We start from the raw sequence: 21,194 nt of genomic DNA on the forward strand, positions 1-21,194 counted from the left end.
CCCGTTCCACCCGTTTGAGGCCCTTTTGCGCTCCGACCTTTCCCAAGCCATCCGCGCAGCGCTGCTGACCGGCGATAAACGCGCCAAGGTCATGCGGACGCGCGCGCTGGTCCGCGCCTGGCGACGAGGTGAATTGTCCAGCGGTTTCTCCGTTGCCATGCCCGATGCGCCGAACTGGCCCGAAGGCCTGGTAGTTCTTCCGCCTGCGCAAATGCCAAAGCGCGGCAAGGGCGGATCGGAGCGCAACAGGATCGCGCTTTGGCACAGTCTCGCGCACATCGAATTCGTCGCCATAGATCTCGCGCTCGATATCGTCGGACGGTTCGGAGCCGATATGGGTCGTGCGTTCGTCGCCGATTTCCTTGGCGTTGTTGCAGAGGAAGCGATGCATTTTGCCCTTATCGAGCGTCACCTCGCCACGATGGGCGCTCAGTATGGCGATCTGCCGGTGCATGACGGATTGTGGCAATCGGCCAGCGACACTGCCCACGATGTCGGAGCGCGGCTGGCGATCGTGCCGATGGTGCTGGAGGCGCGTGGACTGGATGTGACGCCCGCCACGCTCGAACGGGTGCGCAATCTGGGTGATTCGCGCGGCGCGATGATTCTCCAACGAATCCTTGACGATGAAATTCGCCACGTCCGTGCAGGATCAACCCATTTTGCCGCATATTGCGCCAAAAAGGGCAGAAATCCGCCAGATCACTGGAAAATGCTGGTAAAAAGTCACTTCCGCGGTCGCCTGAGGCCACCATTCAACGACTCGGCGCGTCTTGCAGCCGGTTTGTCGCGCGAATTCTACAGCGCTATTGCTTAGTTAAGTTTTGACCGCATACCCCACAATACATGAGGCGGACGGGAGTTCCGAAAATCCTCAAAAAATTTTTCCCGCCGGTGTTTTCGAACACCAGACGCGGGTCGGTTATTGGCACAATGCCTTTGACCTCAACGAGAAAAAGGGATCGCATGCTCGTCAAGATCACCAGTTTCATGGCTGCAGCCACCATGCTCGTCGCCACTCCGGCTTTGGCAGATGATGCCGCAACGACAGGTGCAATCGATACATCTGCAGTCGCATCCGCCGATGTCGATTCAGAATTCACCGAATTGTTTGCCAGCTGGGAAACGCTTGAGAACGGCGGCAGTGTCACGGCGACCGGCGCGGTTCGCGCTGCGCCTCGCATCGCGGTTTCGGTTCCCTCGCGCATGCCGGTTGACGGTGTTCGCCTGACCAGTGGCTTCGGTATGCGCGATCACCCGATCCTGCGTCGCCGCGCCCGTCACAACGGCGTCGACCTCGCCGCTCCGCGCGGCACTCCGGTGTACGCCACGGCAGATGGCATCGTCGAAATGGCACAATATTACAGCTCCTACGGCAACTATGTGCAGATCGGCCACGGCAGCGATATCGAAACGCGCTATGCCCACCTGTCGAGCTATACCGTCAGCGCTGGTGAGCAGGTTCGCATTGGCGACCTGATCGGCTATGTCGGTTCGACCGGCCGTTCAACCGGCCCGCACCTGCACTATGAAGTCCGCGTAGCAAACGATCCGGTCAATCCGATTCCTTACATGGTCGCGCAGCTCGAAGCTGACGAGGCCGAAGGCGCTGCCCGCGGCGGCCCCGAATAAGGCAGTATCAAATAGCAATTCTGACATGAAAAAGGCGGGCCGCGATGCCCGCCTTTTTCGTGTGGAATTTGTGTAGAGCTCGCAGCCTATTCGGCGAGCAGCCGGTGCGCCATGGCGCGCACATCATCGCCCATATCCTCTCGCTCCAAGGCGAGCGCAAGCGTCGCTTCGACGAAGCCCAACTTGTTGCCGCAGTCATAACGACGGCCCTCGAAGGTGACAGCGTGGAACGGTTGCGTACCGATCATCTGCGCCATGGCATCGGTCAGCTGGATTTCGCCGCCTGCGCCCTTGCCTTGTGTTTCGAGCGTGCGCATCACCTCTGGCTGGAGGATGTAGCGGCCGGAAATGATCTTGTTCGACGGCGCTTCGTCCACAGGAGGTTTCTCGACGAGGCCTTTCACCTCGGTCAGTGCGCCGCGGCTCTCGCCCGGATCGATCACGCCGTAGCTCGATACCGCTTCGTGCGGCACTTCGAGAACGGAGATCAGGTTTCCGCCCACTTCGTTATATGCATTGACCATCTGCGCCATGCAGCCCGGCTTGCCGACCATCATCTCGTCGGGCAGCAGGATCGCAAAGGGTTCGTCCCCCACGATAGCGCGGGCGCACCAGATTGCATGACCCAGGCCCATCGGAACCTGCTGGCGCACGGTAATCATGTCGCCAGGTGTAAAGCGGCTGGAATCGAGGACCCCCAGGTCCTTGCCGCGCTCCCCCATGGTGGTTTCGAGTTCATAGGCCACGTCGAAATGTTCGACGATGGCGGTCTTGCCGCGTCCGGTGACGAAGATCATCTGTTCGATACCCGCCTCGCGCGCCTCATCCACTGCATATTGGATCAGCGGCCGGTCGACGATCGGGAGCAACTCCTTGGGAATTGCCTTGGTAGCAGGGAGGAAGCGCGTGCCCAGTCCGGCGACGGGGAACACGGCTTTGCGGATTGGTTTCCGGATACTCATGCGCAGCTTAGTGGAAGGCCTCAGCCACGCGGTCAACCGCCATTCTCTTGGCAATGCGATTCCACAGAACTTTCGCGCTCGTCATGCGTTGTTCGGGCAAAGCATAGGAGGTTTCAATGATTATCAAGCTCGCAGCACTGGGTGCCCTGGGTTACGCCGGGTACCGATTTTACGAAGATCGCAAGTCGCGGCAGAACGAAGCCTTTGCAGAAGGCGAAGCCGGCGGGTCGAACTTCGCGCAGGTTCGCAATTCCGGTCCGAAGGCGATGAAGGACCCGCCCCAGAAAGACACCTGGGACAAGGTTGACGAGGAAAGCGACGAAAGTTTTCCCGCAAGCGATCCGCCCGCCAACTACTAGGCCAGCGATCTATTGACCGTCAGCCCGCTGTAAATCGGCAGCGAGCCACAATCTGACAGAAGTTGCGAGGCCGGGCGGATGCTCGGCCTCGAGCCGTTCGGCATCGATACGTGCAACAACTGCGTTGAGCGGCACACCATCACGCGCAGCGACGCCCTGGAGCAATTCCCAGAACATGGGTTCGAGGCTGATCGAGGTCTTGTGCCCGGCGATCTCTACCGAACGTTTGACGGGTGGGTGGTAAATATCTGTCATTGGATACTCACCACCCCGCCTGGATCAATACATGTGCTGGCCGCCGTTGATCGACAGCGTCGACCCGGTGACGAAGGCGCCTTCTTCGGCAGCGAGGAAACATACGCCGCGTGCGATTTCACTCGCCTGGCCGAGACGGCCGACGGGGATCTTGGCAACGATCTTTTCGAGCACGTTTTCCGGCACTGCGGCGACCATGTCAGTGTCGATATAGCCCGGCGCAATCGCATTCACGGTGATGCCGTAACGCGCACCTTCCTGAGCCAATGCCTTGGTAAAGCCGTGAATGCCGCTCTTCGCAGCGGCGTAGTTGACCTGACCATACTGGCCGGCCTGGCCGTTGATCGAACCGATGTTGATGATGCGGCCCCACTTGCGCTCTTTCATACCGGCAAATGCGGCCTTCGCCATGTTGAAGCAGCCACCCAGATTGGTGCGCATCACGTCGTCCCATTCTTCATAGCTCATGCGCAGGAGCGTTCCGTCGCGCGTGATCCCGGCATTGTTGACCACCACGTCGATCGGGCCGACTTCTTCCGCGATCTTGGCGCAAGCTTCCTGCGTGGCATCGAAGTCTCCCACATCGAACTTGTAGGTTGCAATGCCCGTCTCATCGGTGAAGGCGCGGGCGGCATCGTCATTGCCGGCGTAGCTTGCGACGACAGTAAAGCCGTCTTCCTTGAGCATTTCACAGACTGCACGGCCAATACCGCGAGTTCCTCCGGTGACGACTGCAACACGGGCCATATCTTCTCTCCACTGTTTCTGTTTTTTGGATTCGGGTCGTGCCGCATTCTTACGGCAGCGCCGGGGCAAAGCGCAAAGAAAAACCCCGCCAAGGCGGGGCTTCGAATACGAATTTCCGGGATCTAGAAGCGGAACTGCGTTCCGATATAGACAGCCTGGCTGTCCTTCTGGTCGATTTCAGGCAGCGGAACGATATCGCGGTCCTGCTCGTAACGCACACCGGCGGTGATGTTGAGATTGTCGGTCAGGCGGTAGCTGCCGCCGACATCGAGCAACTGATCGCTGACCGTCGCGCGCGAATCGCTGGTGCCGATGGGCGCATTGTCGTCCATCTCAACGCGCGCAGCAAAGCGGCTTTGCTCGTCACGCTTGCTTGTGCGCGGGACAAACGAGGAAAGGTCCGGAATATTGGCGTCAGACAGCGAACGCGAGACAACCGGCGAACGTGCGCCCGTTTCGATAGCAGAACGAGCGGCAGGCTGCGAAGAGCCCATCGCAAAACTGCCATACCCGCGTGCCAGACCAAGATTGTAGCGTGTGGGTGCAACGCGAAGTCCGCCGACCATGCCGTCCCGCGATGTGCCGACAACCGCACTGGAGAGCGCCTGGGCCGTCTGCTGGTCAACGCGAACTGCGACCGTAACCGACCGCTCGACGCGAGAAGTAGCGGCACTGGCAGGCGTAAAGCGCATCATTCGCGCCTGTCCACCAGACGCCTGCGCGACCAGTTCGGCGATATCGGGATCAGCGGATGCAGGCGTGAAGGCGAACTGGCTGGCGCTCTGCGCGTCGCCATCATCACTGAAAAAGCCGATGGCGAAAACCGAGCTTGGCAATGCGACAGCCAGCAGCGTGGCGGACGCTGCGAGCGCCACCTTGCTTACCATGCTGTTACGAGCCTTGCCCATAATGACACCATCTACTCCCCGCCCGATGCACCGCCAATTAACGAAAGAATCACTACGGCGCATCATCTGCGACTCGATAGCTAGGCTATCCAGATGAAATTTTCCACTAAATGCGAGTCTCTTAGCTGTCTTTTGCGATACTGTTGCTCTTGCGGCACAAATTCGTTCAGCAAGTCGAATCTGCTTTCGCGCCGCATTAAGCGCGCGTTCACGCCTTTGCGGCGCATTTGTGCGCAATCTTGCCGCTTCGCCTTGCCGCGCGCCATGCGGCTTGTATAGAAGCGGCGAACTTCGAAGTGGCGAATGCAGGCGATGGCGTCCGCAATCGCGATCAATAGGACTGACAATGGCCCAATCCACCTCCGCCCCGGTTTCCCGTTTCCGTCGCCTTGCCGGCGCTGGCCTCGTCGGCCTTGCCAGCTTCGCACTTGCTGCATGTGGCGGAGGCAATGACGAACGGTTGCGGGCAGATCTCGCAGCGTCGCAAGTCACCTCGATCGGCGTAAACTCCTACTTGTGGCGTGCGAGCCTGGAGACATTGTCTTTCATGCCGTTTGCCACGGCAGACAGTGCGGGCGGCGTGCTGATCACCGATTGGTATGTGAATCCCAACAGCCCGGGCGAACGGGTAAAGGTCTCGGTTTCCATCCTCGACCAGGATTTGCGCGCTGATGCCTTGCGCGTTGCTGCCAGCCGCCAGGTCAACCAGAACGGCACATGGGTCGAGGCCGAAGTGCAGGCTGCCACGATCCAGCGGCTCGAAGACATCATTTTGACCAAGGCGCGCGACCTTAGACGTTCCACCGTCAACTAAGTCCCGCTAGGGGACCGTCATGACCAACGAAAGATTCGATCCGTCTGTCGCCGACAGGCGCTGGCAGGCTGCGTGGGACGAGGCGCGCTGTTTCGAGGCGGACAGCGATAGCAACAAGCCGAAGAGCTATGTGCTGGAGATGTTCCCCTATCCCAGCGGGCGCATCCATATCGGCCACGTGCGCAATTACACCATGGGCGATGTGCTGGCGCGCTATCGCAAGATGCGCGGTGACGAAGTGCTCCACCCGATGGGGTGGGATGCATTCGGGATGCCTGCCGAAAACGCGGCGATGGAAAAGGGCGTCCACCCCGCAGGCTGGACCTATCAGAACATCGAGACGATGAAGGGCCAGCTCAAGCAATTGGGCTTTGCGCTCGACTGGTCACGCGAGTTCGCCACCTGCGATCCGGAATACTACGGCCACGAGCAGGCGCTTTTCATCGAGCTGTTCGAGAACGGGCTCGTCTACCGCAAGGAAAGCGAAGTGAATTGGGATCCGGTCGACATGACCGTGCTTGCCAATGAACAGGTGATCGACGGCAAGGGCTGGCGCAGCGGCGCCGAGGTGGAGAAGCGCAAGCTGAACCAGTGGTTCCTGAAGATCACCGACTTTGCCGACGAACTCCTTGCCGGCGTGCAGGCACTTGAAAGTTGGCCGCAGAAAGTGCGGTTGATGCAGGAAAACTGGATCGGCAAATCGCAGGGTTTGGAATTCGCATTCGAGCTTTCGAACGGCGAGACCTTGCCCGTCTACACGACGCGGCCTGACACGATCTTCGGCGCGAGCTTTGTCGCCGTGGCAGCAGATCATCCGGTTGCACAGGCGGTCGCGGCGAACAATTGCGAGGCGGCAAAGTTCATCGCGGAGTGCAAGCGCGGCGGGACGACCGCTGCCGAGCTGGAGACGGCGGAGAAGCTGGGCTTTGATACCGGCATCGGCGCGAAGCACCCGTTCACCGGCGAGCATCTGCCCCTGTTCATCGCCAATTTCGTTCTCATGGATTACGGCACCGGCGCGATCATGGCGGTTCCCGGCCATGACCAGCGCGACTTCGAATTCGCCACCAAATACGCCCTGCCGATCCCGCGCGTTGTCGCGGCGAGCGTGGAGGATGCCGGCGAGCCTTTCGATGGCGAGGCCGAGGCGGGTGACGGTGTAATCGTCAATTCCGATTTCCTCAGCGGCATGGAAGTCGAAGCTGCCAAGCGCGAGGTCATCACACGTGCCGAGGCTGGCGGCTGGGGCAAGGGCACCACGGTCTGGCGTCTGCGCGATTGGGGAGTTTCGCGCCAGCGTTACTGGGGCACCCCCATTCCCTTCATCCATTGCGATGACTGCGGCGTGGTGCCGGTTCCGCAAGATCAGCTTCCTGTGAAATTGCCCGAGGACGTTGATTTCTCGAAGCCGGGCAATCCATTGCTGCGCCATCCGACATGGAAAGATGTCGCCTGCCCCAAATGCGGCAGCGACGCGCAGCGCGAGACCGATACGCTCGACACATTCGTCAATTCTTCCTGGTATTTCCTTCGCTTTGCCAGCCAGCCGGCAGACAAGCCCTTCGACGCGGCAGAAGTCGCCAAATGGATGCCGGTCGACCAGTATATCGGTGGAATCGAGCATGCGATCCTTCATCTGCTCTATGCCCGCTTCTGGACCCGCGCGCTGGCGCGCTGCGGGAAGCTGGATGTGAAGGAGCCTTTCGCCAGCCTGTTCACGCAAGGCATGGTCACGCATGAAACATACAGCCGGAAAGACGGCGCGCGTGAAGAATACTTCATGCCCGCCGATGTAGACCGCACGGGGGACGGCGCGACGCTGAAGGCGGACGGGAAGCCTGTGCAGATCGGCAAGGTCATCAAGATGTCCAAGTCGAAGAAGAACGTGGTCGACCCGGAAGACATCATCCGTGATTACGGCGCCGACGCGGTGCGCTGGTTCATGCTGTCCGACAGTCCGCCCGAGCGCGACCTTCCGTGGTCCGAAGCCGGGATCGAGGGCTGCGGGCGCTTTGTCCAGCGGCTCTGGCGCCTGTTCGGCCACTACGATCCAACAGCAAGTGGTGAGGACAAGGGCCTCGCTCGCAAGACCCATCAGACTATCGCGGCGGTTGCCGACGATATTGAAGCGCTCGCCTTCAACAAGGCAGTAGCGCGGCTTTACGAGCTCACCAGTGCGACAGAGAAGGCCGCTCCTTCCGAGGATCGCAACCACGCGATCCGCTCGCTCCTTCTCATGGCCTCTCCCATGATGCCGCATCTGGCCGAAGAAGGCTGGCAAGCAATGGGCGAAAGCGGACTGGTGTCGGAGGCTGCCTGGCCGGACGTCGATCCGTCGCTGCTGGTCGAAGACGAAGTGACCATCGCGGTGCAACACATGGGCAAGCTGCGCGATACGCTCACCGCGCCCAAGGGGGCGTCGAAAGAGACACTCGAAGCGCTTGCGCTCGCTAGTGAGAAGGTCCAGCGTTCAATCGATGGAGCGGAAATTCGCAAGGTGATCGTGGTGCCCGACAGGTTGGTGAATATCGTCGCATGATACGTTTCTTCGCTCCTCTTGCCGCACTTGCATTGCTGGGTGGATGCGGCCTCCAGCCGATTTACGCAGGCGGATCGAACGGCACGGTCGCAAGAAGCCTTGCGCAGATCGATGTGGCGCCCATTCCCGGAGACGAAGGCTGGTTGATGCGCAACGCGCTTTCGGATCGCCTCGGGCGCGGCGCAAGCGGCGGTGGGACTCAATACCGGCTTGATGTTGTGCTGGATGACCAGCTGGAAGGGCTGGGCCTCCTCACCGACGATACGATCGGGCGCGAGCGTCGCACCTTGCGGGCACGCTATCAACTCGTCGACCTTTCAACCGATACCATCATCGTCGACGCGACCGCAGGTTCCGATGCCGGTATCGATGTTGTCGGCAGCGAGTACGCGACGATCGCCGCCGAACAGACGGCGCTCGAAAACCTGACGCAGGATGTGGCCGACCAGATCGTGGTGCGGCTTTCGCGCGTTTTGCGCGACCAGGGCGAATGAAGGCCAACCAGCGCGACTACGCACAGGCCGCGAAGCGCGCGGGTGCGAATTGCCGCCTGTTCTTTTTTTGCGGACAGGACGAGGCCGGAGCCTCCGCCGCCGTCGCGAAATTGATCGGGCATTTGCCCGAGGCGGGCGAGCGGGTCGATCTGTCGGGCGGTGAACTGAAATCCGATCCTTCGCGTCTGGTCGATGAAGCGCGCTCCACCTCCTTGTTCGGCGATGTCCGCCATATCCTTGCGCGCGTTTCGGGTGAGGAGGCGCATGACGCCATCGCCAGCTGGTGCGAGCTGGTTGATCGCGGCGAGGTCACTTACGGCTGGCCGATATTCATCGTCGCCACCTCTGCCACCGACAAGTCGCGCAGCGCCAAGCTGTTGATCAAGCGCGACGATGCGCTTGTGGCGATATTCTATCCGCCGGACCTCAGGTCGGTCACGAGCGATGTGCGCGCCATGGCCGATGCGGCGGGGATGCGTCTGGACGGATCGATCGCCGAGACGATAGCCCGTGCGGCGGGCATGGACGTGCGGCTGGCGCAGTCCGAAGTCGACAAGCTTGCGCTCTATCTCGATGCTTCGCCGCGTGCGCCCAAGACAGCCGACCAGGCCGCATGGGACGCGGTGGGTGCGAGTACCGAGGAAGATGGCTTCATGCCGCTGGTCAACGCGGCACTCGGCGGTGAACTTGGCAAATTGCCGCGTGAACTGGCGCGGATGCGCGAGGTTTCCCTCAATCCGGTGGGCGTAGCGCTGGCGATGGAGCGGCGCGCCGCGCAATTGGCTACTCTCGCGCCAAAGCTGCGTCGCGGCGATGACATGAAGCAATTCCTGCGCGCCAACGGAGTGTTTTTCAAGGAGCACCGCGAAGTTGGCGACCAGCTCATGCGATGGAGCGGAGGCAAGCTGGAACGCCTCGTCCCGCGCCTTGCCGATCTGCACCGCTCTTTGTTGGCCAACAGCCAGACTGCCGAGCTGCTGTTGGCGCGCGAATTGACGCAGATTGCGCGGTATGCAGCGGCGCGACGGTGAGTCCTCGGCAGGCGTGATGTTGGCATCGGCGTAGCACTAGCCTGTTCGATGAGTCATATAACTAGGGGAGCTCGGAGACCTAATCGCTGCGTAGGAGGTGCAGTTCATTGGAAGGTGCTGGCCGCTCGTCTAAGGAGTGCTTCTAGTCGCGCTGTTGCTCTGGTGCCTTGAGCGTCAACTGGCGATATCGCGCAAGGGGGGTGTAGGGGTAAAAGGGGATTAGAAATTCAAGCTCATGCATAGCAGAAAGCGGTGGGGAAATTTGGTTGATGGTCGCTCCCAATCCAATCTCGTCGTTTGACATTTTTCGTAAGTTTGATGATACATCGGAAATGGAGAGAACTCGATTTTGGAGCCGGTCCAATCGCCAGCAAAAACAGTCTGACACTTGGCACGAGAAGCTCGAAGCGTGGCTCCCCCTTTGTGCGGAAGCACGCACCCGTGAGGATGAGCTTGACTGTTTGGGCTTCCTCCTCGCTCATCTTGAACTTGCTACCGGCAAGGTTCGGAGTTTCGTCGACGTCGAGGAAAATACATCGAGAATCGAACAATTGCTTGAATTAGGCGCTTCGGATTCCGCTGTTGCCGAATTGCTTCGGGATACACCGCACGGGTTCATGATGTCTCGCTCACTTGACGGGCGGACAATCTGTACGATCGTCGTCCCTGGCATGGCCGACGAGATTTCGTTTAAAAGTCATAGTGAGCCTATGGCGCGGATCGGTGCGGCTGCGCAAGCCATGATCAAATTGGCAGGCGGCAACACCGCACCGGCCTCCCTCTTTAAGGCGCAGTTCCGAAACTAGCGAATGGCTGAACGACCTCAGTTGTCGGCAATCACATGGGATGGCGTTCGTTGTCGGTTGCCCTCGATCATGTCGTTAAGGCTTTCAAAGCCTGTTTGATCGGCCCGCATTTGCCTTGCAAGGCAGGACGACATACGCGCCATGCCATCATTCGTCAGTGTGACGAACTGCACACGGTTGTCGGTCAACGATAACTCCGATTCCAAGTACCCCATCTCCTGAAGCACCGAAAAATAGCGCGTTGCAGTAGATGCCGGTACACCCGATGCGATCAGGACCTGCGACTTCCGCGCACGCTGCTTCTCGACACTCTTCACGAAGAGGTATAGCAGCATGTCCCAGCACGGTTCGCCGAACACGTCGGCGTCGAACGACTTATGCCGTCGTTGGCGATCGACGAATTCCTTGGATGCACATGCGCCCAACGCCTGCAAAGACGCGAGTTCGTAGGCGAAGATTGCTCCCTTTCGAACAGTGTATTTGTTCTCCAGTTCGTTGGCGAGGGCAAGCATGTCGTGCGCCACTGCCCGTAGCCTGGCTGCGCGCGCATGAGACTCATCCTGTTTCATATTTGCTGCCCTTTTTGCATGCTGAATATTCCGTCCGTACTAATTATAAGGTGATCAATGACCTGAATTTCGAGCGCGTGGGCGATCGAAATTAAGTCTTCGGTAGATTTGCAATCACTATCGCTTGGCCGGCACGATCCGGAGGGATGGTTGTGCGCGATCAGCAGGCCATTGGCGCCCAAGTCGAGGGCGCGATGGACTAAATGTCTGATACGCATCAGCATGGCCCCAAGAGTACCGACGGCCACGTCCTCTCCGGCCAAAAAGATATGGTCTTGATTAAGAAAAATCGCGTGCATTCGTTCTTCTACCGGGTTGTGCAGTCTAGCCCGCAGGTAGCCATGCAGCAGTTTGTCATCCGAACGCACTTTTTGGCCAACCAATTGCTCGTTTGCCGCAAAGCGCATCAGCTCGCGCGCGGCACAAATGGCCGCGGCTGCAGCGTTATGCTGCGGCAAGGCAGCGACCAGCGCTTCGGGCGATGCATCGACAGAACGTGCGATCGTGCCAAAATGTGCCAGCAATTGCCGCGCGACCACGCCTGCCTGATCTCCGATCAGGGGCGTGAGGTAAGCCGCCAAGGTCTGCTCTGCAGGCCACGCGCCTTTCTGCGACTTTGTTTCCAAACACCGATTGCGAAAGCCAACATCTGCAAATAGGATGGAAGCCGGATCAGCACCCAGTAAGCCAGCGGTGCCATTTCTTCGAGAACGCCGCGTTGAAAATGCATGAGCACTGCAATCAATTGTGCTGCAAGAATCCATAAAGGGTATATCCTGTTAGCTCGCAAGGCGACTGACGAGAACGCTACAAACATCAAAATGTCGAGCATCAGATACGGGACTTCTATCTCTCGTGAGAGTGTCTGTGGAACGAACTGACGGTAGATGATCTGCAGGGCGATCGCTGCGACAAAGATCAAGCCTATCTGCCTTTCGGGAGCCTCGCCGCGAAACCAAGCCCAGATCGCCAGCGCGGCGAACAATCCGTATTGTAGATAGTGGCGGTTTTCGATGAGCAGGATTACCATGTATGGTCCGCCCGATCATAAAGTCGCCTGCTGGTCAAGACCGCGTTACGCCGCTGTTTTTACTGCTTCGATGAAGGGCTCTGTCGGGCACCGGGTTCCATCATCAGGGATCGCCGTGATCCTTGTGAAGTCGCTGCGCAGGGATTTGTGCGCCTTGGCGATTTCACCTTGCGCTTCGACGAGCTTGGACATGGCTGCCTGAACGCGCATCACGGCAGTCATGCCTTCATATGGGGCAACTTCTGTCCGCGTACGCACCTCCATCATGCTCTGCATCAGTTTGGCGTGTGCATGCAAACTCTGGTTGGCGAGATCTTCGGCGAAGGCGAGATTCTCGGCTACGCGACGTCCGGCGCATTCTACGGACATTTTCATATTTCAACTCCTTCACCTGCCGCTTCGAATTAGGCGGTGTGATCATCATGACCAGAGGCGGAGAAGGTTCAGGCCAAGTCGCTGAGCGTGTCGGCCACGGCGAGAAGGACAAGCAACAAAATCGCCAATCCAATCGCCGCGCCAACGACGTAAGCCCAGCGCGCGACCGTGGCATTTTCCCCGTCGAGCACCTCCGGGACCAACCGTTCATCCTGTCGCCCTATCCACGGAGGCGTTGCATCAACTGCAAACGCATCGGAAAATAGCAACTCGGTATCGGGCCGGTTCCGAGCGGTGTCTTCGCCGTGATCGGAGGCGTTTGGGAGATGATTTTTTTGCCCTGTATATTTTATACAGGCTCTCTCATCGAGCGTTGTCTCACTTCCGCCGACAGCCGTGGGGAATGGTCGCGTTATTTCCGTGCTCGAAAGTTCTTCGCGTGCCAGGCGAGCCAACTCGCTTTTCGTAATGCCGCCAAACTTGCGGCGAAGCGTCTCGATTCGCTGTGCTACAGCAGAATGTGAAATCGCCAAGCGCGCAGCGATTTCCTTACCAGTCAATCCTTCGGCAAGAAGGATTGCGGTTTCCAGCTGCTTCGCGGGAAGATCAGAGAGTCTGATTTTGGAACAGTTAAAGCCAGCCATATAGTCAAAATAAGCTATTCCGCTCCAAAATTTCAAGCTTTTCCGGCACTAGCTACTAACGGGCTTTCAGGGTGTCGACCACTCGCGACATGTGCGCTGCTGCCATGGCTTCGCCCGCCAAGTCGAGATCGGCCAGCAATTCTTCCGCAAGCGAGAGCGAATCGATTTTTGCATCCGGTGCTTTTCGAGTATCGGTATTGCTCAGAATACCCTCCTTCAGGTAATCTCGGCATTATCGTAACATCATGACCAAGTTTCCATTAATTTCAATACATATTGCGGGGGATTGCGGGCGCTGTCAGAGCAAATGCCCCGGCTAGCGAAATATTGCCGATAGGCGAGGGCAGAGCCATGCCCAGACCCAAGAAGCCAGCCCGTCCGTTCCGTTATTTCAACTCATCGCCGGAGATTATCCGTCTGGTTATGATGTCGAGAATCTGCTGGCAGATCGCGGCATCGACATCTGTCATGAGACGGTTCGTATGTGGTGGAACCGGTTTGGTCCGCTGTTTGCAGCCGATATCCGATGCCAGCGGATCAGCCGGATGCGAAGCTTCAGAAACTGGCGTTGGCACGTCGATAAGGTGTTTGTGAAGATCAACGGCGAGACGCATGACCTGTGGCGAGCCGTCGACCATGAAGGTGAAATCCTTGAAAGCTACGTCACCAAGAAACGAGACAAGTCTGCGGCATTGCACTTCCTCAAGAAGTCGCTCAAGCATCACAGCAAGGCCAAGACTATCGTAACCGACGGTCTCAAATCCTATCCGGCAGCGATGCGCGACCTTGGCAATCTAGAATGTCAGGAGATGGGGATCTGGCAGAACAATCGAGTAGAAAACTCGCACCTACCCTTTCGACGACGAGAGAGGGCCATGCTCAATTTCAGGCAGTTGAGATCACTGCAAAAGTTCGCCTCAGTACATGCAAGCGTCCACAATCGTTTCAACGCAGAACGCCACCTCACCGATCGACAAACCTACAAGACCTCTCGCTCAGCCGCCCTGGTTGAGTGGCAAAACCTGATGGCTTGAGAGCCGAGCGGGCAAAGGGCTCTTGCGCTGATCAGAGACGAGTTGCGATTAGACTGACTGCACTCGTCAATCTGTTGGTGCCAAACGTGCAGAGTCTCAAAGTCAACGACGAGATTTTTCGATCGAATGGCAGTTGCGATAAACTCGATTGCTTTGATGCCGATTTGAGACACCGGAATGATAATTTTGTCGCTCTTATACAATTTGCTTTGGTAAAAATCATTTATGAGATACAGGCACTTAAGACTTGCTCCTAAAGGCACAAATTGAAAAATCTGAACATAATCGACCGTTCATCTGAATGTGAAGAGATGTCCGCGCCATCCTTTTTCGCTGGTCGAGGCGCTCCTGCTTCGGACAGGAGCGATCGGCTGCCTCCCCCCCCTAAAAATGGACTTGCTCCGTCTCTCGAACTGCGCCGTATCCAGCTCTATTGCGGTATGGTGCTCCTCGATTTCGCCATCCTCGTGACAGCTTTTTATGCAGTCTCAGCCATCTACTTGGGGAGCTTTGACGACTTGGGTCGGCTCAGGAGCGGAATGTTAACCGCATACGGTATCTTACCGCTTTACGTTATCCTCGCAATGTACAATGGTACCTATTCGCGGCGTGCCCTAACAAACTGGCAAAACTCTGCGCTCAGGGCATTGGCGGCATTGTTTGTCTCGGCTGCGCTTCTCATTTTTCTCGCCTTCTTCCTGAAGAGCAATGCAGAGTTTTCGCGTGTTGTCTTTGCGACGGGGTTGGTTGTCTCTTCCTCGCTAATTGTCGCCATACGCATTTTAGCGTCGCGTCTCATCATCCGCAGTTGGGGGCCTAGTCCGATTAACAAGTTGGTAATTCTGGCCGGCGGGCCGGACTTTACCCTGCCCTTTGCTTTCCACGTCCACGCAGAACGTCATGGCTTGAGGCCGGACATCGAAGATCCAGTGTCGCTTAACCGGCTTGGCCAATATCTTCGTAACATGGATGAGGTCATTGTCAGCTGCGGCGAAGCGGATCGAGCGGCGTGGTCAGAAGTCCTCAAGGGTACCGGAATACACGGAGAAGTAACGCACCAGCTTTCTCGCGAAATCGGCGCGATGGGGGTTGTTCACCATGATAATGTCGGAGTGTCCGCGCTGAAAGTTTCTGCGCGGCAGCTAGGTTTGCGCGCGCGCGCAATCAAACGGCTGTTCGATCTGGTAGTCGCTGGCGCGGCATTGCTGATCTTGTCACCGTTGCTGATGCTGACTGCGTTGCTGATCAAGCTGGAGGATGGCGGACCCGTCCTTTTCATTCAGCGGCGAGTGGGTCGTGGCAACCAATTTTTCGATATCCTTAAATTTCGCTCCATGCGCGAAGGCGATATTGACGGAACCCGCTCTGCTGCGAAAGATGATGACCGGATTACGCGCGTCGGCCGCTTCATCCGCCGCACCAGCATTGATGAAATGCCGCAACTCATCAATGTGCTGAAAGGCGAAATGAGCATGGTTGGTCCGCGGCCTCATGCGCTGGGGTCGAAAGTCGGGAGCAAACTTTTCTGGCAGGTCGATCGCAAATATTGGCAGCGTCATGGTTTGCGCCCTGGCATCACTGGCCTGGCGCAGGTGCGCGGACATCGTGGAGCGACTGAGACAGAGTCGCACCTGACCGAGCGGTTGTTGTCGGATCTGGAATATGTCGAAGGTTGGAGTCTATGGCGCGATCTTCACATCCTGATTTGGACCGCCCGCGTGCTCAAGCACGACCGCGCGTTTTAGGCGCAGTTAGTTTTTGCGCACTCCGGCAAGAAAAGCGCGGTAAGCATCGGCAATCCCAATGCGCAGGCCGATTTTTGGCGCCCACCCCATTTTGGCGAGCTTATCGCCGCTCATCAGCTTGCGCGGCGTGCCGTCGGGCTTGCTGATGTCCTTCGTGATCTTGCCGTCAAAGCCGACAACGTCGCATACGATCCGGGCGAGCTCAATAATTGGCAGGTCTTCACCCGATCCCAGATTAACGTGGCTCTCTCCCGAATATTCTTTCAGCAGGAACACCGCTCCATCGGCGAGGTCGTCTACATGCAGGAATTCGCGCCGGGGTAAGCCGGTGCCCCAGATCTCGATGCTGCCTACGCCTGCTTCCTTTGCCTCATGCGCCTTGCGGATCAGCGCGGGCAGCACGTGGCTGTTGGCGAGGTCGAAATTGTCACCGGGGCCATAGAGATTGGTTGGCATGGCGCTGATGAAATCGCAGCCATATTGCCTCCGGTAGGCCTGGCACAGCTTGACCCCGGTGATCTTGGCAATCGCATACCATTGATTGGTTGGCTCGAGCGGTCCGGTAAGCAGCGCATCCTCCGAAATTGGCTGCGGCGCCATTTTCGGATAAATGCAGGAGGAGCCAAGGAAGAGCAGCTTTTCCGCCTCATTACGGTAGGCCGCCTCGACCAAATTCGCCTCGATCATAAGGTTGTCGTAGAGAAATTCTGCCGGATAGCTGTCATTGGCGAGGATGCCGCCCACTTTGGCTGCGGCGACAATCACCGCATCGGGACGGTTCTCTGCAAACCAGTCGCGCACGGCGCTTTGCTCGCGCAGATCGGTGCTGCGGTTGCTTGTCAGGATGTCGCAGCCTTCGCTCGCCAGCCGCCGGACAATGGCTGAGCCGACCATGCCCTTGTGTCCGGCGACATAAACGCGCTTGCCGGCAAGCTCATATCCCATCAGTCCGCGCCCGCGATGGGTTTAGCCTTCATCAGCTCAAGATCGGCCAATACCATTTCGCGCGCCAGTTCACGCGGCGAAGTGTCATGCTTCCAGCCGAGCTTTTGGTGCGCCTTACCCGGATCGCCGAGCAGCAATTCCACTTCGGTCGGTCGGAAATAGCGCGGATCGACTTCGATCAGCAGACGACCGTCTTCGACCGCATAACCCTTTTCCTCGACCCCTTCGCCGCGGAATTCGACCGGAATGCCGGCATCTTCGAAGGCCCAGCGCACGAATTCGCGCACCTCGGTGGTCACGCCGGTGGCCAGGACGTAATCGTCCGACTCGTCCTGCTGGACCATCATCCACATGCCGCGCACATATTCACGCGCATGACCCCAGTCGCGTTTGGCATCGAGATTGCCGAGGTAAAGCTTATCCTGCCGTCCAAACGCAATCGCTGCAGCTGCACGTGTGATCTTACGGGTCACGAAAGTTTCGCCGCGCATCGGACTTTCGTGATTGAACAAGATTCCGTTCGACGCGTGAATGCCATAGGCCTCGCGGTAGTTCACCGTAATCCAATAGGCATAAAGCTTGGCCGCGGCATAGGGGCTTCGCGGATAGAAAGGCGTGGTTTCGCGCTGCGGTACCTCCTGTACAAGCCCATAAAGCTCCGACGTGGAAGCCTGATAAAAGCGCGTCTTGTCCTCCAACTTGAGGATTCGGATCGCTTCGAGCAGGCGCAGCGTACCAACAGCGTCTGCATTGGCAGTATACTCGGGCGTTTCAAAGCTGACCGCGACGTGGCTTTGCGCAGCGAGGTTATAAACCTCGTCCGGCTGCACTTCCTGCATTATGCGGATTAGGTTGGTGCTATCGGTCAGATCGCCGTAATGCAGGTGGAAGCGCTGGTTATCGACATGCGGATCTTGATAAATATCTTCGATACGGCCGGTGTTGAAGGATGAAGAGCGGCGTTTGACGCCATGAACTTCATATCCCTTCTCGAGAAGCAGCGGTGCCAAATAAGCCCCATCTTGCCCGGTGACGCCTGTAATGAGGGCTGTTTTGCCTGAATGCGAAGGGGTCATTCGTTTTCCTCAGATGCTTTGCGCCAGCCTCAAGCGCATCGAATGGCAAAGCGCAAGGGCGGCGGGCTTCGAAAGGGAAGAATTGCGGTTGCGCTCACCGCGTAACTATCACTAGTGCGTGGAAAAATTACCGATGAAGGGATCACTCACTTGAAGATAGCCATATTCGGGCTCGGCTACGTCGGTTGCACGGCAGCCGGCTGCATAACCCATCAGGGGCACACGGTCGTCGGTTTCGACGTGAGCGAAGCCAAGGTGGCTCAGGTCAACACTGGCCGTTCGCCGGTGCGCGAACCGGGCCTCGATGAATTGATTGCAAAGGCTCAAAGCGAAGGCAGGCTAAGCGCTGCGTGCCAAATTGGAGACGCACTCGACGACTGCGATATTGCCATTGTGTGCGTGGGTACACCCAGCGGCATCGATGGGGCGCACGATATGAGCTACATTGTGCAAGTTACCCGCGATATTGCCAATGCTGTCAAAACCGATCGTACCCGTCCGCTCACGGTTGCTTACCGCTCGACGATGCGCCCTGGCTCGACCGATCAGATCATCCGTCCAATTTTTCGCGCGAAATTGGGCGAGCGGACTGACGCGCTGGTAGAGCTTGTCTACAACCCCGAATTTCTGCGTGAAGCAAGCGCTATCCAAGACTATTTTAATCCGCCCAAGATCGTCCTCGGAACGCTGGATGGCACGCCGAACGCGAATATGGAGCGATTGCATGAAGCGATTGACGCACCAGTGTTTCACGTCGGAATGCGCGAGGCTGAAATCACCAAGTTCGTCGACAACACTTGGCATGCGACAAAGGTTGCCTTCGCGAACGAGATTGGCCGAGTGTGCCAGAACCTCGATATTTCCGCGCGGCAGGTGCACGAAATTTTCGTGGCAGATACCAAGCTCAATATATCGCCCTATTATACCCGACCAGGCGGGCCGTTTGGCGGATCATGCCTGCCTAAGGATGTGCGCGCATTGCAGCATATCGCGGCCGATATTGGTGCCAACACCCATTTGGTGGATTCGCTGATCCGCACGAATGAAGCGCATAAACATCATCAATTTGTTCAGGCATCCGAGGGCCTAGAACCCGGCGCGCGGATCTTGCTGGTCGGGCTGGCCTTCAAAAAGGACACTGACGATTTGCGTGAAAGCCCGGCGGTGGATCTGGCGCGCAAGTTTCTCGATGCTGGCTTCGAAGTCGATATTTTCGATCCTGCGCTGAAGCCTGAGCAGCTCGTCGGGCAGAACCTTGGCTATACCTTTGCTTTCCTGCCCGCGATCGAAACCCTGCTGGTCGATCAAACCACTGCGGAGGCTGGCGGCTATTCACGCATTATTGCGACCAATCGACTGGCCGATACGCTGGAACTGGGCGACACGCCGATAATGGATGTGAGCAGTATCAATTGACCGCGCAAGCTGAAGAAAAATTCGCTTTCCCGTCCCATATTGAAGGTCAGCCGCTTGCAGGTAAATCCCTGCTTATCGTGGTGGAGAACCTGCCCCTGCCCTTCGATCGGCGTGTCTGGCAGGAAGCGCGGACGTTGAAAGCTGCCGGGGCCACAGTATCCGTCATATGTCCCATCGGTAAGGGATATGAAAAGCGCTACGAGGAAATTGAAGGCGTCCACATCTATCGTCACCCGCTTCCGCTGGAAGCCAATGGCCCGTTGGGCTTCTTGGTGGAATATGGCGCTGCGCTGTTTTGGGAAACAGTGCTTGCGTGGCGGATTTTCTTCAAACGTGGTTTGGATGTCATTCAAGGTTGCAACCCGCCCGACCTGATTTTTCTGGTCGCACTGCCGTTCAAGCTGTTCGGTGTGAAATACATCTTTGATCACCACGACATCAATCCCGAATTGTATGAAGCCAAGTTCGACAAGCGCGGGTTCTTCTGGGAGCTGATGGTGCTTTTCGAAAAGCTGACCTTCAAAGCAGCCGATGCCTCGATCGCTACCAATGAAAGCTACAAACGGATTGCCATCGAGCGTGGAGGCATGGAGCCCGACAAGGTGTTTGTCGTGCGCTCCGGCCCTGATTTGTCTCGTTTGAAGCGCGTTGAACCCAACCAGGCATTGAAGGACGGCAAGCGCTTCATGGTCGGCTATGTCGGCGTTATGGGCGAGCAGGAGGGGATTGATCTGCTCATCGAAGCGGTGGACCATCTGGTGCACCAGATGGATCGGCACGACATCCGGTTTGTGCTTGTTGGCGGCGGACCAGCGCTATCCGGTCTTAAGCGGATGGTCGCGGATTGTGGTCTGAATGAATGGATTCATTTCACCGGCCGCGCACCTGATCAGGAATTGTTCGAAGTACTTTCCACTATGGACATTGGAGTGAATCCAGACCGAGTGAATTCGATGAACGACAAGTCGACCATGAACAAGATTATGGAATACATGTCGCTCGGCAAGGCGATGGTCCAGTTTGACGTGACCGAGGGGCGGTTCTCGGCGCAGGAAGCCTCATTGTATGCCAAGGCTAACGATCCGATCGACATGGCGGAGATGATTGTGGAATTGTTAGATGATCCAGTTCGCCGCTCAAGAATGGGTGAATTTGGCCGCAAGCGAGTCGAAGATGATCTCAATTGGACTCGTCAGATCGAGCCTTTGTTGCGTGCCTATCACGCTGTTTGTGATTAGGAGTATGAAGAGCCTGCGGTTTTTGTCTCAATCTGCGAATGTAAAGTAAAGCCGACAGCCCAACAATTCCGGTCAACAGTCCATCCAGAATCCAATTTAACCTGATAGGCCCTGAATAAAGAAGCTCGTCAGTTGCGTGTAGCGAAATCAGTCGCAGCGCCAATAGCGGTAAAAAGGCGAGAATTGCGATTTGGGCTGCCAGCAGATATCTGATCCTCTTCGAATTCCGCGTTCGCGACCAGGATCGCCATGCGAAATAGACCAGCAGCAATGCAATCACGACGACAAGCACGAAGAGCGGTGCTTGGAGATCCCATCTGTCATTGTATGACAAGTGGCTGTTGTCACGGAGAGCTGCTCTAAGAGTTTCGCGCAATTGATGTTCAATATTGCCGATCCTGTTCGCCATCAGGATAACAAAGCAACTTCCGATTAGCGCCCAGCTCAGGATATGTCGATGCGGCGCGCCATCGCGATGTGCAAGCAGTGCTGCAACGATACATACCAGCATGACCGCAAGGTAGACCGCCACCGAGAAGAGCGATGTTAGTGTCATCCCAATTTATCCTATGGCT

Annotated in this window: 24 protein-coding genes and 1 pseudogene; 12 read left to right on the forward strand and 13 right to left on the reverse strand. The window is 57.5% G+C overall.

Annotation, left to right across the window (positions count from 1 at the left end; genetic code table 11):
- The first annotated feature begins 25 nt into the window (after positions 1-25).
- Both AAC850_RS08750 and AAC850_RS08755 read left to right on the forward strand, forming a co-directional pair.
- Positions 26-817 carry a ferritin-like domain-containing protein gene (locus AAC850_RS08750; RefSeq protein ID WP_340588331.1) on the forward strand — a complete coding sequence of 264 codons (792 nt, stop codon included), beginning with the start codon at positions 26-28 and terminating at the stop codon, positions 815-817.
- Positions 818-966: 149 nt separating this feature from the next.
- A complete protein-coding gene (locus AAC850_RS08755) occupies positions 967-1,632 on the forward strand; it encodes a M23 family metallopeptidase (RefSeq protein ID WP_340588332.1) in 666 nt (221 codons plus the stop codon).
- An 86-nt stretch (positions 1,633-1,718) separates the two neighbouring features.
- Here AAC850_RS08755 and galU read toward each other — a convergent pair whose 3' ends face one another.
- On the reverse strand, positions 1,719-2,594 hold the full coding sequence (gene galU, locus AAC850_RS08760) for a UTP--glucose-1-phosphate uridylyltransferase GalU (RefSeq protein ID WP_340588333.1): 876 nt from the start codon (positions 2,592-2,594) through the stop codon (positions 1,719-1,721).
- 116 nt (positions 2,595-2,710) lie between these two features.
- Between galU and AAC850_RS08765 the strand changes: the two genes are divergently transcribed.
- Complete coding sequence (locus tag AAC850_RS08765; RefSeq protein WP_340588335.1) at positions 2,711-2,953, forward strand: hypothetical protein; 243 nt, start codon at positions 2,711-2,713, stop codon at positions 2,951-2,953.
- A 9-nt stretch (positions 2,954-2,962) separates the two neighbouring features.
- Here AAC850_RS08765 and AAC850_RS08770 read toward each other — a convergent pair whose 3' ends face one another.
- From AAC850_RS08770 to AAC850_RS08785, 4 genes are all read right to left on the reverse strand, one after another.
- Entirely contained in the window at positions 2,963-3,208 is a 246-nt protein-coding gene (locus tag AAC850_RS08770; RefSeq protein ID WP_340588336.1) for a ribbon-helix-helix domain-containing protein, read from the reverse strand.
- A 24-nt stretch (positions 3,209-3,232) separates the two neighbouring features.
- Positions 3,233-3,955 carry an acetoacetyl-CoA reductase gene (gene phbB / locus AAC850_RS08775; RefSeq protein ID WP_340588337.1) on the reverse strand — a complete coding sequence of 241 codons (723 nt, stop codon included), beginning with the start codon at positions 3,953-3,955 and terminating at the stop codon, positions 3,233-3,235.
- 122 nt (positions 3,956-4,077) lie between these two features.
- Positions 4,078-4,842 (reverse strand): hypothetical protein, encoded by a 765-nt coding sequence (locus AAC850_RS08780; RefSeq protein WP_340588338.1) that lies wholly within the window; start codon positions 4,840-4,842, stop codon positions 4,078-4,080.
- Between the two features lie 101 nt (positions 4,843-4,943).
- The gene (locus tag AAC850_RS08785) at positions 4,944-5,210 is read right to left on the reverse strand and encodes a hypothetical protein (RefSeq protein WP_340588339.1); all 267 of its coding nucleotides are present in this window, start codon (positions 5,208-5,210) and stop codon (positions 4,944-4,946) included.
- Here AAC850_RS08785 and AAC850_RS08790 point away from each other — a divergent pair.
- The 5 genes from AAC850_RS08790 to AAC850_RS08810 all read left to right on the forward strand — a co-directional run bounded on the left by AAC850_RS08790 (position 5,210) and on the right by AAC850_RS08810 (position 10,547).
- Complete coding sequence (locus AAC850_RS08790) at positions 5,210-5,677, forward strand: DUF3576 domain-containing protein (protein WP_340588340.1); 468 nt, start codon at positions 5,210-5,212, stop codon at positions 5,675-5,677. The two genes, AAC850_RS08785 and AAC850_RS08790, sit on opposite strands and share 1 nt — an antisense overlap.
- A 19-nt stretch (positions 5,678-5,696) precedes the next feature.
- Positions 5,697-8,216, forward strand: a complete 2,520-nt coding sequence (gene leuS / locus AAC850_RS08795) for a leucine--tRNA ligase (protein WP_340588343.1) — start codon at positions 5,697-5,699, stop codon at positions 8,214-8,216.
- The gene (gene lptE, locus AAC850_RS08800; protein ID WP_340588344.1) at positions 8,213-8,710 is read left to right on the forward strand and encodes an LPS assembly lipoprotein LptE; all 498 of its coding nucleotides are present in this window, start codon (positions 8,213-8,215) and stop codon (positions 8,708-8,710) included. The genes leuS and lptE overlap by 4 nt, the downstream gene beginning before the upstream one ends.
- Entirely contained in the window at positions 8,707-9,741 is a 1,035-nt protein-coding gene (gene holA / locus AAC850_RS08805) for a DNA polymerase III subunit delta (protein ID WP_340588345.1), read from the forward strand. Before lptE ends, holA begins: the two co-directional genes overlap by 4 nt.
- Positions 9,742-10,010: 269 nt before the next feature.
- Entirely contained in the window at positions 10,011-10,547 is a 537-nt protein-coding gene (locus AAC850_RS08810; RefSeq protein WP_340588346.1) for a hypothetical protein, read from the forward strand.
- Positions 10,548-10,564: 17 nt separating this feature from the next.
- On the opposite strand, the gene AAC850_RS08815 is transcribed toward AAC850_RS08810, so the two are convergent.
- The 5 genes from AAC850_RS08815 to AAC850_RS08835 form a co-directional block, all read right to left on the reverse strand.
- Positions 10,565-11,116 carry a hypothetical protein gene (locus tag AAC850_RS08815; RefSeq protein ID WP_340588347.1) on the reverse strand — a complete coding sequence of 184 codons (552 nt, stop codon included), beginning with the start codon at positions 11,114-11,116 and terminating at the stop codon, positions 10,565-10,567.
- Positions 11,113-11,697 (reverse strand): JAB domain-containing protein, encoded by a 585-nt coding sequence (locus AAC850_RS08820; RefSeq protein WP_340588348.1) that lies wholly within the window; start codon positions 11,695-11,697, stop codon positions 11,113-11,115. Before AAC850_RS08820 ends, AAC850_RS08815 begins: the two co-directional genes overlap by 4 nt.
- On the reverse strand, positions 11,673-12,146 hold the full coding sequence (locus tag AAC850_RS08825; RefSeq protein WP_340588349.1) for a hypothetical protein: 474 nt from the start codon (positions 12,144-12,146) through the stop codon (positions 11,673-11,675). Before AAC850_RS08825 ends, AAC850_RS08820 begins: the two co-directional genes overlap by 25 nt.
- Positions 12,147-12,191: 45 nt before the next feature.
- Complete coding sequence (locus AAC850_RS08830; RefSeq protein WP_340588350.1) at positions 12,192-12,521, reverse strand: hypothetical protein; 330 nt, start codon at positions 12,519-12,521, stop codon at positions 12,192-12,194.
- A gap of 68 nt (positions 12,522-12,589) precedes the next feature.
- On the reverse strand, positions 12,590-13,165 hold the full coding sequence (locus AAC850_RS08835) for a helix-turn-helix domain-containing protein (RefSeq protein ID WP_340588351.1): 576 nt from the start codon (positions 13,163-13,165) through the stop codon (positions 12,590-12,592).
- A gap of 351 nt (positions 13,166-13,516) precedes the next feature.
- Between AAC850_RS08835 and AAC850_RS08840 the strand changes: the two are divergent.
- A pseudogene (locus tag AAC850_RS08840) lies at positions 13,517-14,199 on the forward strand (IS6 family transposase).
- A 266-nt stretch (positions 14,200-14,465) separates the two neighbouring features.
- On the forward strand, positions 14,466-15,944 hold the full coding sequence (locus AAC850_RS08845) for an exopolysaccharide biosynthesis polyprenyl glycosylphosphotransferase (RefSeq protein WP_340588353.1): 1,479 nt from the start codon (positions 14,466-14,468) through the stop codon (positions 15,942-15,944).
- Between the two features lie 6 nt (positions 15,945-15,950).
- Here the strand turns inward: AAC850_RS08845 and fcl are convergent, their stop codons facing one another.
- Together fcl and gmd are read right to left on the reverse strand one after the other, a co-directional pair.
- Positions 15,951-16,889, reverse strand: coding sequence for a GDP-L-fucose synthase (fcl, locus tag AAC850_RS08850; RefSeq protein ID WP_340588354.1), 939 nt, complete (start codon positions 16,887-16,889; stop codon positions 15,951-15,953).
- On the reverse strand, positions 16,889-17,965 hold the full coding sequence (gene gmd, locus AAC850_RS08855) for a GDP-mannose 4,6-dehydratase (protein WP_340588355.1): 1,077 nt from the start codon (positions 17,963-17,965) through the stop codon (positions 16,889-16,891). The genes fcl and gmd overlap by 1 nt, the downstream gene beginning before the upstream one ends.
- Positions 17,966-18,115: 150 nt before the next feature.
- Between gmd and AAC850_RS08860 the strand changes: the two genes are divergently transcribed.
- Together AAC850_RS08860 and AAC850_RS08865 are read left to right on the forward strand one after the other, a co-directional pair.
- Positions 18,116-19,381, forward strand: a complete 1,266-nt coding sequence (locus AAC850_RS08860) for a nucleotide sugar dehydrogenase (protein ID WP_340588356.1) — start codon at positions 18,116-18,118, stop codon at positions 19,379-19,381.
- Positions 19,378-20,619, forward strand: a complete 1,242-nt coding sequence (locus AAC850_RS08865) for a glycosyltransferase family 4 protein (protein ID WP_340588357.1) — start codon at positions 19,378-19,380, stop codon at positions 20,617-20,619. The genes AAC850_RS08860 and AAC850_RS08865 overlap by 4 nt, the downstream gene beginning before the upstream one ends.
- On the opposite strand, the gene AAC850_RS08870 is transcribed toward AAC850_RS08865, so the two are convergent.
- The gene (locus AAC850_RS08870; RefSeq protein ID WP_340588358.1) at positions 20,561-21,175 is read right to left on the reverse strand and encodes a hypothetical protein; all 615 of its coding nucleotides are present in this window, start codon (positions 21,173-21,175) and stop codon (positions 20,561-20,563) included. The two genes, AAC850_RS08865 and AAC850_RS08870, sit on opposite strands and share 59 nt — an antisense overlap.
- Between the last annotated feature and the right edge of the window lie 19 nt (positions 21,176-21,194).

Source organism: Erythrobacter alti, from assembly GCF_037996805.1.
In the GTDB taxonomy this organism is placed as follows: Bacteria; Pseudomonadota; Alphaproteobacteria; order Sphingomonadales; family Sphingomonadaceae; genus Alteraurantiacibacter; species Alteraurantiacibacter alti.

Excerpts from the sequence above, each read along its gene's own strand:
- holA (WP_340588345.1), top strand. The coding sequence starts at position 8,707 with ATGAAGGCCAACCAGCGCGACTACGCACAGGCCGCGAAGCGCGCGGGT.
- AAC850_RS08870 (WP_340588358.1), bottom strand. The coding sequence starts at position 21,175 with ATGACACTAACATCGCTCTTCTCGGTGGCGGTCTACCTTGCGGTCATG.
- AAC850_RS08770 (WP_340588336.1), bottom strand. The coding sequence starts at position 3,208 with ATGACAGATATTTACCACCCACCCGTCAAACGTTCGGTAGAGATCGCC.
- AAC850_RS08780 (WP_340588338.1), bottom strand. The coding sequence starts at position 4,842 with ATGGTAAGCAAGGTGGCGCTCGCAGCGTCCGCCACGCTGCTGGCTGTC.
- phbB (WP_340588337.1), bottom strand. The coding sequence starts at position 3,955 with ATGGCCCGTGTTGCAGTCGTCACCGGAGGAACTCGCGGTATTGGCCGT.
- leuS (WP_340588343.1), top strand. The coding sequence starts at position 5,697 with ATGACCAACGAAAGATTCGATCCGTCTGTCGCCGACAGGCGCTGGCAG.
- AAC850_RS08825 (WP_340588349.1), bottom strand. The coding sequence starts at position 12,146 with ATGGTAATCCTGCTCATCGAAAACCGCCACTATCTACAATACGGATTG.
- fcl (WP_340588354.1), bottom strand. The coding sequence starts at position 16,889 with ATGGGATATGAGCTTGCCGGCAAGCGCGTTTATGTCGCCGGACACAAG.
- AAC850_RS08765 (WP_340588335.1), top strand. The coding sequence starts at position 2,711 with ATGATTATCAAGCTCGCAGCACTGGGTGCCCTGGGTTACGCCGGGTAC.
- lptE (WP_340588344.1), top strand. The coding sequence starts at position 8,213 with ATGATACGTTTCTTCGCTCCTCTTGCCGCACTTGCATTGCTGGGTGGA.
- AAC850_RS08835 (WP_340588351.1), bottom strand. The coding sequence starts at position 13,165 with ATGGCTGGCTTTAACTGTTCCAAAATCAGACTCTCTGATCTTCCCGCG.
- galU (WP_340588333.1), bottom strand. The coding sequence starts at position 2,594 with ATGAGTATCCGGAAACCAATCCGCAAAGCCGTGTTCCCCGTCGCCGGA.
- AAC850_RS08830 (WP_340588350.1), bottom strand. The coding sequence starts at position 12,521 with ATGAAAATGTCCGTAGAATGCGCCGGACGTCGCGTAGCCGAGAATCTC.
- AAC850_RS08810 (WP_340588346.1), top strand. The coding sequence starts at position 10,011 with ATGGTCGCTCCCAATCCAATCTCGTCGTTTGACATTTTTCGTAAGTTT.
- AAC850_RS08815 (WP_340588347.1), bottom strand. The coding sequence starts at position 11,116 with ATGAAACAGGATGAGTCTCATGCGCGCGCAGCCAGGCTACGGGCAGTG.
- AAC850_RS08755 (WP_340588332.1), top strand. The coding sequence starts at position 967 with ATGCTCGTCAAGATCACCAGTTTCATGGCTGCAGCCACCATGCTCGTC.
- gmd (WP_340588355.1), bottom strand. The coding sequence starts at position 17,965 with ATGACCCCTTCGCATTCAGGCAAAACAGCCCTCATTACAGGCGTCACC.
- AAC850_RS08790 (WP_340588340.1), top strand. The coding sequence starts at position 5,210 with ATGGCCCAATCCACCTCCGCCCCGGTTTCCCGTTTCCGTCGCCTTGCC.